This window comes from Pseudomonas sp. NFPP28, assembly GCF_900115535.1.
In the GTDB taxonomy this organism is placed as follows: domain Bacteria; phylum Pseudomonadota; class Gammaproteobacteria; order Pseudomonadales; family Pseudomonadaceae; genus Aquipseudomonas; species Aquipseudomonas extremorientalis.
The window spans coordinates 37616-49914 of sequence record NZ_FOWT01000012.1; the positions used below are offsets into that span (position 1 = coordinate 37616).

Annotated in this window: 7 protein-coding genes; 2 read left to right on the forward strand and 5 right to left on the reverse strand. The window is 62.4% G+C overall.

Going from position 1 to position 12299, the window contains the following annotated elements; all coding sequences use genetic code 11:
* Positions 1 to 146: 146 nt before the first annotated feature.
* The 5 genes from BM110_RS27045 to tpx form a co-directional block, all read right to left on the reverse strand.
* Positions 147 to 1616, reverse strand: coding sequence for an efflux transporter outer membrane subunit (locus tag BM110_RS27045; protein WP_092249070.1), 1470 nt, complete (start codon positions 1614 to 1616; stop codon positions 147 to 149).
* The gene (locus tag BM110_RS27050; RefSeq protein ID WP_071490593.1) at positions 1613 to 4720 is read right to left on the reverse strand and encodes an efflux RND transporter permease subunit; all 3108 of its coding nucleotides are present in this window, start codon (positions 4718 to 4720) and stop codon (positions 1613 to 1615) included. The genes BM110_RS27045 and BM110_RS27050 overlap by 4 nt, the downstream gene beginning before the upstream one ends.
* Complete coding sequence (locus BM110_RS27055) at positions 4717 to 7818, reverse strand: MdtB/MuxB family multidrug efflux RND transporter permease subunit (RefSeq protein ID WP_071490594.1); 3102 nt, start codon at positions 7816 to 7818, stop codon at positions 4717 to 4719. The genes BM110_RS27050 and BM110_RS27055 overlap by 4 nt, the downstream gene beginning before the upstream one ends.
* Positions 7815 to 9116 carry an MdtA/MuxA family multidrug efflux RND transporter periplasmic adaptor subunit gene (locus BM110_RS27060; RefSeq protein ID WP_093514485.1) on the reverse strand — a complete coding sequence of 434 codons (1302 nt, stop codon included), beginning with the start codon at positions 9114 to 9116 and terminating at the stop codon, positions 7815 to 7817. Before BM110_RS27060 ends, BM110_RS27055 begins: the two co-directional genes overlap by 4 nt.
* A gap of 231 nt (positions 9117 to 9347) precedes the next feature.
* Positions 9348 to 9848, reverse strand: a complete 501-nt coding sequence (tpx, locus tag BM110_RS27065; RefSeq protein WP_092249064.1) for a thiol peroxidase — start codon at positions 9846 to 9848, stop codon at positions 9348 to 9350.
* 158 nt (positions 9849 to 10006) lie between these two features.
* Between tpx and BM110_RS27070 the strand changes: the two genes are divergently transcribed.
* Entirely contained in the window at positions 10007 to 11296 is a 1290-nt protein-coding gene (locus BM110_RS27070) for a glycosyltransferase (RefSeq protein WP_093514486.1), read from the forward strand.
* A gap of 72 nt (positions 11297 to 11368) precedes the next feature.
* A complete protein-coding gene (locus BM110_RS27075; protein WP_071490598.1) occupies positions 11369 to 12274 on the forward strand; it encodes an AraC family transcriptional regulator in 906 nt (301 codons plus the stop codon).
* Positions 12275 to 12299: the final 25 nt, after the last annotated feature.

The window sequence follows — 12299 nt, forward strand, 5'->3', positions numbered from 1 at the left end:
GCCAATCGGATGACTCAAAACGAGGATTTGTTGAGGCCAAATATGGCAGTGGGACTTGGTGAGCGGGCTTATTGCGGTGAGCGGGCCCGCCAACCTCAACACGCCTGTTCATCACAGCAAGCCCACCCATTGGATCGAGTTGATCTTCAGTTTTTGTCGGCGATCGGTGTCTGTCCATCCCAGCCACCGCCCAACGCGGCGATCAATTGCACACTGGCCACCAGGCGCGTCTGCAGCAAGGTCAGCACCGTGCGCTCGTTGCTCAGGGCCGTGGCCTGCACAGTGACCACATCCAGGTAGGCAATCAGCCCGGCCTTGTACTGGTTCTGGGTCAGGCGCAGCGACTCACGCGCTGCCGCCAGCGCTTCGTTGCTGACCACCGCCTCGTCCTCCAGCACCTTGAGCTGCACCATGTAGTTTTCCACTTCGCGGAAACCATCCAGCACCGTCTGGCGGTACTTGGCGACGGTTTCGTCATAGGAGGCCACGGTGCGGTCGACTTCAGCCGAACGTTGGCCGCCATCGAACAGGGTCATGGCCAGCTTTGGCCCCACCGACCAGAAGCGGTTCGGCAGGCTGATCCAGTCGGCGTAGGTGCTGCTGGAGTAACCACCGGCCAGGCTCAGGGTCAGGTCCGGGTAGTAGGCGGCCTTGGCCACGCCGATATTGGCGTTGGCGGCGATCACCGAGCGTTCGGCCGAGGCGATGTCCGGGCGACGCTCAAGCAGTTGCGACGGCAGGCTCACCGGGATCTGCGGCAGCGCCGGAATGTCCTTGCTCACCGCCAGGTTGAAGTTGGCCGGCGCCTCGCCAATCAGTACCGCAATCGCGTTTTCCAGCTGGGCGCGCTGCCAGATCAGGTCGATCAGGCTGGCCTGGGTGGTCTTGAGCTGGGTCTGCGCCTGGGCCACCGCGTCCTTGCCGGAAACACCGGCGCGGTACTGGTTTTCGGTCATTTGCAGGGAGCGCTGATAAGTCTCCAGGGTCGCTTGCAGCAGGCGCGTCTGTTCATCCATGACGCGCAGTTGCAGGTAGCTTTGCACCAGTTCCGACTGCTGGCTCAGGCGCATCGCCGCCAGGTCCGCCGAGCTGGCTTCGGCACTGGCCTCATTGGCTTCCAGGCCCCGGCGCAGCTTGCCCCAGATGTCCGCTTCCCAGCTCACGCCCAACTGCGCATTGAGGGTGTCGCGGATACCGCTGCTGGAACTGCTCAGGCTGGCGCTGCTGCTGCCGGTGCCCTGGCTGGCGCGGGTTTTCCCGGCGCTCAGGTCGACGGTGGGGTAAAACGCCCCGCGGGAACTGCGCACCAAAGCCTGGGCCTGGCGAAAGCGCGCTTCGGCCTGGGCCACGGTCTGGTTGGAACTGTTCAGGCGCAGCACCAGCTCATTGAGCTGGCGGTCGCCGTACAACTCCCACCAGGCACCACGGGCCAGGGAATCACTGGGGGTGGCCTGGCGCCAACCCTTGGCTTCCTTGAATTGCGCCGGCTCGACCACTTCCGGGCGTTTGTAGTCGGGGCCGACGGCGCAGGCGCTGAGCAACACGCCGCAGAGCACCAGGCTCGCCACGCGGGAACCACGGAACAGGGCCAATCGGGCAAAGGTTGAATCGGTCATAGCGCAGTGTCCAGGGCAGCATCGGTACGCACGCCGCGCCAGGCGTTGAAGCGGTGGCGCGCGCGGTCGAGATAAAGGTAAACCACCGGGGTGGTGTAAAGGGTCAGGACCTGGCTGAACACCAGGCCACCGATAATGGTCAGGCCCAGGGGACGGCGCATTTCCGCGCCATCGCCCGCACCCAGCAGCAACGGCAAGGCGCCGAGGATTGCTGCCAGGGTGGTCATCAGGATCGGGCGCAAGCGCAGCAGGCAGGCACTGCGAATCGATTCGAGCGGCCCCATGCGGTCATTGCGCTCCAGCTGCAACGCCAGGTCGATCATCAGGATCGCGTTTTTCTTCACCACCCCAATCAACAGGAACAGGCCCAGCAGGGAGATCAGGCTGAACTCGCCTCCCGTCAGGTAAATGGCGAGCATGGCGCCGACACCCGCCGAGGGTAAGGTCGAGAGAATGGTCAGCGGGTGAATGTAGCTTTCGTACAGAATGCCCAACACCAGGTACACCGCCACCAGCGCGCCGAGGATCATGAACGGCTGGCCCTTCTGCGTGGCCGCGAAGGCATCGGCGGTACCGGCCATCTTGGCAATCACGTCTTCCGGCAAGCCGACCTTGGCAATCGCCCGTTCGATGGCGGCCGTACCCTGCTCCACCGTCACGCCGGGCGCCATGTCGAAGGCGATGTCTTCCGAGGCGAACTGGCCTTCGTGGCTGACGCGGTCGTCGGCCAGGCTGTTCTCATAATGGGCGATGGTCGACAACGGCACCCGTGCGCCCGTGGACGTGATCACCTGCATCTGGTTGAGGGTGATCGGGTCCTGGGCATATTTCGGGTTGACCTCCATCACCACCTGATACTGGTTGAGGCTGTCGTAGATGGTCGAAATCTGCCGCTGGCTGTAGGCGTTGTTCAGTACGGCGGTGACCATGTTCATGTCGATCCCCAGGCGCTTGGCCTGGTCGCGGTCGACAATCAACGTGACCTGCGCCGCGCCCCGACCTTCACGGGCGTCGATGGCGGTGAGTTCCGGCAACTCGCGCAGCGCCGCGACCACTTTCGGGTACCACAGGCGCAATGCCGCCAGGTCGCCGCTTTGCAGGATGTAGGAATACTGCGCACTGGTCTGGTCGCGGCTACCGCCGAATTGCAGGTCCTGGTCGGCCATCAGGAACAGGCGCCCGCCCGGCACCAGCGGCACATCCTTGCGCAGACGCTCGATCACCGCCTGGGCAGAGACCTTGCGCTCGCTGATGGGCTTGAGGCGGACCAGCATCACCGCGTTGTTGGTGCCGTTGTTGCCGCCGATGAAGCCGGCCACGCTGAGCACCGCCGGGTCCTTGAGCACCGCCTTGCGGAAGGTCTCCATTTTCGGCTGCATCACGCTGAAGGACAGGCCGTCGTCACCGCGCACAAAACCGATCAATTGGCCGGTGTCCTGCTGGGGCATGAAGGTTTTCGGCACCACCACGTACAGCGCCACGTTCATGCCGATGGTCAGCAACAGGCTGAGCAGGGTCAGGCGCCGATGGCGCAGCACCCAGTCCAGGCTGGTGGCGTAGCCGGCAACCATGCGGTCGTTGATCTTCTGGCTCCAGCGTTGCAAACCGGTCATCTGCGTTTTGACGTGGGGTTTCAGCCAGCGCGCGCAGAGCATCGGGGTCAGGGTCAGCGAGACAATCAACGACACAATGATCGCCGCCGACAGGGTGATGGAAAACTCGCGGAACAGGTTGGTGACAATCCCGCCCATGAACAGGATGGACAGGAACACCGCCACCAGCGACACGTTCATCGACAGCAAGGTAAAGCCGACTTCCTGTGCGCCCAGATACGCCGCCTTCATCGGCGGCACGCCTTCGTCGATGTGCCGGGAGATGTTCTCCAGCACCACGATGGCATCGTCCACCACCAGGCCGGTGGCCAGGATCAACGCCATCAGCGAGAAGTTGTTCAACGAGAACCCGTACAGGTACATCACCGCAAAGGTGCCCACCAGCGACACCGGCACCGCCAGGGTCGGGATCAGCGAGGCGCGGAAATTCCCCAGGAACAGGTACACCACCAGGATCACCAGCCCCACGGCAATCAGCAAGGTCATCTCGGCTTCATGCAAGGTGGCGGTGATCACCGGCGAGCGGTCCATGGCCAGGCTCAGCTTGACGCTGGACGGCAGCACCGCCTGCAACGCCGGCAGCTGCGCCTTGATCTGCCGCACCGTCTCGATGATGTTGGCACCGGACTGGCGGTTGATCACCAGCAGTACCGCCGAGTCGTTATTGAAGAAGCCGCTGTTATAGCGGTCTTCCACACCGTCGCTGATCTTGGCCACATCCCCAAGGCGCAGGGCAGCGCCGTTCTGGTAGCGAATCAGCAGCGGCTCGTAGTCCTTGGCCTTTTCCAACTGGTCGTTGGCCTGGATCTGCCAGTTACGCTCATTGTCTTCCAGCGAGCCCTTGGGCCGGCGCTGGTTGGCGTTGGCGATGGTGTTGCGCACATCATCGAGGGCCACGCCGTACTGGTCGAGAGCCTTGGGCTCCAGCTCGATGCGCACGGCCGGCAGGGAGCTGCCGCCGATCTGCACTTCGCCCACACCCGGAACCTGCGAGAGGCTCTGGGAAAGAATGGTCGAGGCCAGGTCGTACAACTGGCCCTTCTGCAACACGTCCGAGGTCAGCGACAGCACCATGATCGGCGCCTGGGACGGGTTGATCTTCTTGTAGGTGGGCATGCTGCGCATACCGCTGGGCAGCAGGTTGCGCGAGGCGTTGATCGCCGCCTGCACTTCCCGCGCCGCGCCGTTGATGTCGCGGTCGGAATCGAACGCGAGGATCACCCGGGTGGAGCCCTGGCTCGACGAACTGCTCATGGTGGTGATGCCGGCAATCGCGCCGAACGAACGCTCCAGCGGCGTGGCCACGGTAGACGCCATCACTTCGGGGCTGGCGCCGGGCAAGCTGGCCGATACCACGATCACCGGAAAATCGATCTGCGGCAGTGGCGATACCGGCAGCAGGTTGAAGCTGACACCGCCGAGCAACAGGATCGCCAGGCTCAGCAGCATGGTCGCGACCGGCCGGCGGATGAAAGGTCCGGACAGGTTCATGACTCAACCGGCTCCAGGCTTTGCGGCTCTTTGCGCCAGCGGCGGCCAAGGCGATCGAAGTACAGGTAGATCACCGGGGTGGTGAACAGCGTCAACACCTGGCTCACCAGCAGACCGCCGACCATCACCAGGCCCAGCGGTTGGCGCAATTCCGCGCCGGAACCGGTGGCCAGCATCAACGGCACCGCGCCGAACAACGCCGCCAGGGTGGTCATCAGGATCGGCCGGAAGCGCAGCAGCGCCGCCTGGTAAATGGCGGTCTGCGGGTCGAGGCCCTGGTTGCGTTCAGCGTCGAGGGCGAAGTCGATCATCATGATCGCGTTCTTCTTGACGATACCGATCAACAGAATGATGCCGATGATCGCGATCATGCCCAGGTCATTGCCGCTGAGCAGCAAGGCCAGCAAGGCTCCCACCGCCGCCGATGGCAAGGTCGAGAGAATGGTGATCGGGTGGATATAGCTCTCGTAGAGCACACCGAGCACGATGTACATGGTGACCACCGCCGCCAGGATCAGCAGCAAGGTGCTCGACAGCGACGCTTCGAACGCCTGGGCTGCGCCCTGGAACTGAGTCTGCACGCCCACCGGCATGCCGATGTCTTTCTGGGTCTGGTTGATCAGCTCCACGCCTTTGCCCAGCGCGACGCCGGGGGCCAGGTTGAACGACATCATCACCGCCGGGAACTGGCCGATATGGGCAATCGCCAACTGCGCCTGACGCTGTTCCACATGGGCCAGGCTGGACAAGCGCACCTGGCCGCCATCGGTGGTTTTCACGTGGATCTGGTTCAGCGCGTCCGGCCCGAGTGTCTCGCCGGACTGGGCCTGCAACACCACGCGGTACTGGCTGGCCTGGGTGTAGATGGTGGAAATCTGCCGCTGGCCGAAGGCGTCGTACAGGGCGTCGGTGATGGTCGATACGCTCACGCCCAGGCGCGAGGCCGCATCGCGGTCGATCACCAGGTACACCTGCAGGCCTTTGTCCTGCAGGTCGCTGGCCACATCAGTGAGTTCCGGCAACTGGCTGAGCGCATGCACCAGCTTGTCGCTCCACAGCGCCAGCAGCTCGGCGTCCGGCGAGGACATGCTGAACTGGTACTGGGTACGGCTCACACGGTCTTCTATGGTCAGGTCCTGCACCGGCTGCATGAACAGGCGGATGCCCACCAGCTTGTCGATCTCCGGCTGCAAACGGGTGATCACCTGGGCTGCGCTCAAGTCACGCTGGCCGTGGGCCTTGAGGTTGATCAACAGGCGCCCGCTGTTGAGGGTAGCGTTATCGCCGTCCACACCAATATACGACGACAGGCTTTCCACCGCTGGATCGGCCAGGATGATCTTGGCCAGCTCCTGCTGGCGCTGGCTCATGGCGGCGAAGGAAATCGACTGCGGCGCTTCGGAAATGCCCTGGATCACGCCGGTATCCTGCACCGGGAAGAACCCCTTGGGCACCACCAGATACAGGAATACAGTGAGGCCCAGGGTGGCGATGGCCACCAGCAGGGTCAGTGGTTGGTGCTTGAGCACCCACTGCAACATGCTCCCGTAACGCGCAATCAACCAATCGATCCAGGCACCGCTGGCCTTGTAGAAACGCCCCTGCTCTTCCTCTTTTGGCTCACGCTTGAGCAAGCGTGCGCACATCATCGGCGTGAGGGTCAGGGACACCACCAGGGAAATCAGGATCGCCACCGCCAGGGTAATGGCGAACTCACGGAACAGGCGCCCGACCACGTCGGCCATGAACAGCAGCGGGATCAACACCGCAATCAGCGACAGCGTCAGGGAAATCAGGGTGAAACCGATCTGCTTGGCGCCCTTGAGCGCGGCGGCCAATGGTGTTTCGCCTTCCTCGATATAGCGGGAAATGTTCTCCAGCATCACGATCGCGTCATCCACCACGAACCCGGTGGCGATGGTCAGCGCCATCAGCGTCAGGTTGTTGATGGAGAATCCGGCCAGGTACATCACGCCAAAGGTGCCCACCAGCGACAGCGGCACGGCGATGGACGGGATGATCGTGGCACTGACCCGGCGCAGGAACAGGAACGTCACCATGACCACCAGGGCGATGGCGATAAGCAATTCGTGTTGCACATCCTTGACCGAGGCGCGGATGGTCTGGGTACGGTCGGTGAGCACCGTCACATCGAGGCCGGCCGGCAGGTTGTCGGTGATGCTGGGCAGCAATGCCTTGATGCGGTCCACCACCTCGATCACGTTGGCACCCGGCTGGCGCTGGATGTTCAGCAGCACCGCCTGGTTTTCATTGGCCCAGGCGGCAAGGCGTTCGTTTTCAGCGCCGTCGACGATCTGCGCCACGTCCTTGAGGCGCAATGGCGCGCCGTTGTTGTAGGCCAGGATCAGTTCGGCATATTGCGCGGGCGAGACCAACTGGTCGTTGGCATCGAGCATCGACACACGGGTCGGCCCGTCGAAGTTGCCCTTGGGCTGGTTGACGTTGGACGCGGCGATCAGCGTGCGCACATCGGACAGATTCAAGCCGTTGGCCGCCAGGGCCTCGGGGTTGACCTTGATGCGCACCGCCTGGCGCTGGCCGCCGGCGATGCTGACCATGCCGACGCCGCTGATCTGCGCGATTTTCTGCGCCATCCGCGTATCCACCAGATCATTGAGCTTGGGCAGCAGCATGGTCTTGGAGGTGATCGCCAGGGTCAGCACCGGGGTGTCCGCCGGGTTGACCTTGTTGTACACCGGCGGCGCCGGCAGATCCTTGGGCAGCAGGTTGGTGGCCGCGTTGATCGCGGCCTGCACCTGCTGCTCGGCGACATCCATATTGATATCGAGGTTGAAACGCAGGGTCAGCACCGACGCTCCGCCGGAACTGGTGGAGGCCATCTGTGTGAGGCCGGGCATTTGCCCGAACTGGCGCTCCAGCGGTGCGGTGACCGCACTGGTCATCACGTCCGGGCTGGCCCCGGGGTACAGGGTCATCACCCGGATCGTCGGGTAATCCACCTGGGGCAAGGCCGACACCGGCAACAAGCGGTACGCGATGATGCCGGCCAGGACAATGGCCAGCATGCTCAGCGTAGTGGCGACCGGGCGAAGGATAAACAGCCGCGACAGGTTCATGAACCGACCTTTTGCGCCTTGCCGGCGGTGGCACCGGTCTCCCCTTTAGCCGCAGGCTTGCCTTGCAGGTGTTCGGTCGGGGTGGTCGGCACTTCGCTGCTGTCGTTGACCACTTCGATCTCGCTGCCGTCCTTCAAGCGGTCGGTGCCTTCCAACACCACGCGGTCGCCAGCCTTGAGGCCCTCTTTGATCACCGTGTTGTCGCCATCGGAATCACCGACCACCAGGGGCTGCATCTTGACCTTCTTGTCACCGTCCAGCACGTAGACGAAGGTTCCGGTGTTGCCAAACTGGATCGCCGCCGACGGCGCCAGCACCACGTTATGCAGGGTATCGGCCAGCAAGTGCACATTGACGAACTGGTTGGGGAACAGCGCCTGGTCCTTGTTATCGAAACGCGCCTTGAACTTCAGGGTGCCGGTGGTGACGTCTATCTGGTTGTCCAGGCTTTGCAGCACGCCGGTAGCCTGCTTCTTCACGTCGCCACGGTCCCAGGCCTCTACAGGCAGCTTGTTGCCGGCGTGGTAGCGGGTGAGCACGGTTTCCAGGGTGTTTTCCGGCAGGGTGAAGGCCACGCTGATCGGTTGTGTCTGGGTGATCACCGCGAGTGAGGTGGTGTCGTTGGCCGCCACCAGGTTGCCTACGTCGACCTGGCGCAGGCCCACGCGGCCGCTGATCGGTGCGCGGATCTTGGTGAATTCGAGGTTGAGCTTGGCGTCATCCACCGCGCCCTGGTTGGTCTTGACCGTGCCCTGGTATTGCAGGACCAGCGCTTCGGCGGTGTCCAGGGTCTGCTTGGCGATGCTGTCCTGGGCGTACAGGTCGCGGTAACGCTGCACATCGACCTGGGCGTTCTTCAACTGAGCCTGGTTCTGCATCAGCGTGCCCTGGGCCTGGAGCAAGGCGTTCTGGTAGCTGCGCGGGTCGATCTCGGCGAGCAGGTCGCCGGCCTTGACCATCTGGCCTTCCTCAAAGGCAATCTTCACCAGCTCGCCGCCTACCCGGCTGCGCACATTGATGGTGTTGAGCGCGGTCACCGTGCCCAGCGCCTTGTAGTACACCGGGAACTCCCCCAGCACGGCGGGCGCCACGCGCACCGGTACCGGGCCGGCGGAGCCGCCGAACCCCGGGCGCATCATCCCCGTCTTGCCGGCATGGCCCGCGGGCTTTTCGGCGCCATCCTTATGGCTGCCGGGCCAGAACTTCCAGCACAGGCCGGCGATAACCAGCAGCACAAGCAGGCCGAACAGCCAGCGGCGGGACTTACGGGGGGAGGATTGCATGGAGTGATCAACCATTGGGCGCGAGAGCTTCTTCTTTGGGAGGCTGAAAGATAAGCACTGGGGCGCATTTAGAAAAGCGCCTTTACCGGCTATTTACCTTGGGCTTACAACTTTTAACTTCTGATCTTAGTCTGCCCGCTATTTCGCTAAGCAGTTGAGACACAAATAAAAACGGCCTGGACTAGGCCAGGCCGCAATCATGCATCACGCGTGTTACTGCAAAACGACAGTAACGTACCGAAACAGTTACTTCAAAACAGCCAGGGCTGCTTCGTAGTTCGGCTCCTGGCCGATTTCCGCAACCAGCTCGCTGTGCAGCACAGTGTTGTTCTCGTCCAGTACCACCACGGCGCGGGCGGTCAGGCCCTGCAGTGGGCCGTCGGCGAGGGAAACGCCGTAGTCGACAGCGAAGTCGGCGTTGCGGAAGTCCGACAGGCTCAGCACATTGTCCAGGCCTTCGGTGCCGCAGAAACGCTTCTGGGCAAACGGCAGATCAGAGGAAATGCACAGCACGACCGTGTTGCTCAGGTCGTTGGCCTGGGCGTTGAACTTGCGTACCGAGGTCGCGCAGGTCGGGGTATCAACGCTTGGGAAGATGTTCAGAACCTTGCGCTTGCCGGCGAAGGTTTCCAGGGTCGCTTGCGACAGGTCGACAGCAACCAGGCTGAATTCAGGAGCGGTGGAGCCGGTTTTCGGCAGTTCGCCTTCAACCTGGACAGGATTACCACGAAGGGTGACTTGAGCCATGAACAGAATCCTTATGCTGGGTTTGATGAAACGAATTCGAGAGGCGGAAGTTAACCACAAAGTGCGATGGCTACCTACCGCCAGACATAAATTCTCATGCCGCCGGTTATGGTTTAATTGCGCGCCGATCGCCCTGCCCTTCAAGGAACCTGTTGTTGATGAATCAGCCTGCCACCAAAGTCCTGGTCATTGGTTATGTCTGGCCGGAGCCGCGTTCCTCGGCCGCAGGCGGGCATATGATGCAGATTCTTGAGAGCTTTCTGACACAAGGTTGGGACATAACCTTCAGCAGCCCCGCAACCATCGGCGAGCACAAGGCCGATTTGCCCGCGCTGGGCATCGCCGAATGCCTAATCGAACTCAATAACAGCAGTTTCGATGATTTTATCCGCGAACTCGCCCCGGATATCGTGCTGTTCGACCGCTTCATGATGGAAGAGCAGTTTGGCTGGCGTGTCGAGAAACAATGCCCCGATGCCCTTCGCGTCCTGGAAACCAGCGACCTGCAAAGCCTGCGCGATGTCCGGCACCAGCACCTCAAGGACCACCTGAGGACGCATCCAGACAGTAACGACTTCAGCGCCCTGTTCAATTTGGCCCTGGACGAAGAATTCCGGCTAATGGCCGACACTGACATTGCCAAGCGCGAAATCGCCGCGATTTATCGCTGTGACATCAGCCTGATGATCTCCGACGCAGAGGCGCGCCTGCTCACCGAGCAGTTCAACGTGCCCGCCGCCTTGCTCCACTGGTGCCCGCTGATGCTGGAACCGCCGACCGAGCCCTTCGCGCCATTTGAAGACCGCGCCCATTTCCTCAGCATCGGCAACTTCCGCCACGCCCCCAACTGGGATGCGGTGCTGTGGATGAAGAACAGCCTGTGGCCGCTGATCCGCCAGCAACTCCCGGGAGCGCAACTGCACATTTATGGCGCCTACACCCCGCCCAAAGCCACGGCCCTGCACAACCCGGCGCAGGGCTTTCATGTAATGAACTGGGCCGAAGACGCCCTGCAAGTGATGTCCGCGGCGCGCATCTGCCTGGCACCCTTGCGATTCGGCGCCGGGATCAAGGGCAAGCTGGCGGATGCGATGCTGTGCGGCACGCCAAACGTCACCACGCCGATCGGTGCCGAGGCCATGGGGGATGAACAGCCGTGGCCTGGTGCCGTGGAACAAAGCGCCCCGGCCCTCGCGGCAGCCGCGGTGGCCCTGTATCAAGACTGTGAACGCTGGAACCAGGCCCAGGAGGACGGTCGCCGACTGCTGGCCAGACGGTATGACCAGAACATCCATGGCCCGGCGCTGGTGGCCTGCCTGGAGCAGTGCCGCGGGCGCCTTTCGGCCCATCGCCGCGATAACTTCACCGGCAGCATGCTGCGCCACCATGCCCACAAAAGTACGCAGTACATGTCCCAGTGGATCGAGGCAAAAAACCGCAACGTATAAACATCGACGCTGGCGAGGTCGTGCGCAAGGGGGCATTATCCTACGCAGCAACCACAATAAAGCGACGGCAGCATGACCCGAGCAACGCGCATCACCGACCCTTCCTACGAACTGATGGACGACCACAACGGCCTGTCCATTATTTATCGCCAACACGGTTTCCCTTGCCCGCTGGTGCGCTGGCACTTCCACAAGGAATACGAGCTGCACCTGATCGTCGCCAGCTCCGGCAAGGTGTTTATCGGTGACTACATCGGCAACTTTTACCCGGAAAGCCTGTTCCTCACCGGCCCCAACCTGCCCCATAACTGGATCAGCCAGGTGGAGGAAGACGAGGTGGTGCCCAAGCGCGACATGTTGGTGAACTTCACCGATGAGCTGTTCGAGCACGGCAGCCACATCTTCGCCGAACTCAAAAGCCTGGCGCCGCTGCTGGAGCGGGCGCAGTCCGGCATCGAGTTTCGCTGCAAAAAGACCATCGCCCAGGCCATGACCTTGATGCAACGCATCGAGGACGCCCAAGGCATGGCGCGCCTGGGGCACTTCTTTATCCTGCTGGACGTGTTGAGCGCCTGTGAGGACTACCAACTGCTTTCCGGTGTGACCACGCCGCAACTGGCCGATGAACACAGCATCGACCGCACCAACCGCGCCGTAGACTACATTTTCGCCCACTACGCGCGGGAGTTGCCGCTCGAAGAAGTGGCGGAATACTTGGGCATGAAGCCCACTTACTTCTCTCGCGTGTTCAAACAGGCCACCGGGCGCACATTCATCGAGTTCGTCAACCGGTTGCGTATCAGCAAATCCTGCGAGTTGTTGGCCGATGGGGATAAAGCCGTGACGGATGTGTGTTTCGAGTCGGGCTTCAACAATATCTCCAACTTCAACCGGCGCTTCCAGCAACTCAAGGGCATGACCCCTTCCCACTACCGTCGCCTGGCGGTGCAGCGACTGACTGAGCAGAACCTCGCCTGAAACAGCGACGCCTCCCTAGATAGAT

Bases quoted from the DNA above. Each gene is read 5' to 3' on its own strand.
- BM110_RS27060 (WP_093514485.1), bottom strand. From the start codon at position 9,116: ATGGTTGATCACTCCATGCAATCCTCCCCCCGTAAGTCCCGCCGCTGG.
- BM110_RS27055 (WP_071490594.1), bottom strand. From the start codon at position 7,818: ATGAACCTGTCGCGGCTGTTTATCCTTCGCCCGGTCGCCACTACGCTG.
- BM110_RS27050 (WP_071490593.1), bottom strand. From the start codon at position 4,720: ATGAACCTGTCCGGACCTTTCATCCGCCGGCCGGTCGCGACCATGCTG.
- BM110_RS27075 (WP_071490598.1), top strand. From the start codon at position 11,369: ATGACCCGAGCAACGCGCATCACCGACCCTTCCTACGAACTGATGGAC.
- BM110_RS27045 (WP_092249070.1), bottom strand. From the start codon at position 1,616: ATGACCGATTCAACCTTTGCCCGATTGGCCCTGTTCCGTGGTTCCCGC.
- tpx (WP_092249064.1), bottom strand. From the start codon at position 9,848: ATGGCTCAAGTCACCCTTCGTGGTAATCCTGTCCAGGTTGAAGGCGAA.
- BM110_RS27070 (WP_093514486.1), top strand. From the start codon at position 10,007: ATGAATCAGCCTGCCACCAAAGTCCTGGTCATTGGTTATGTCTGGCCG.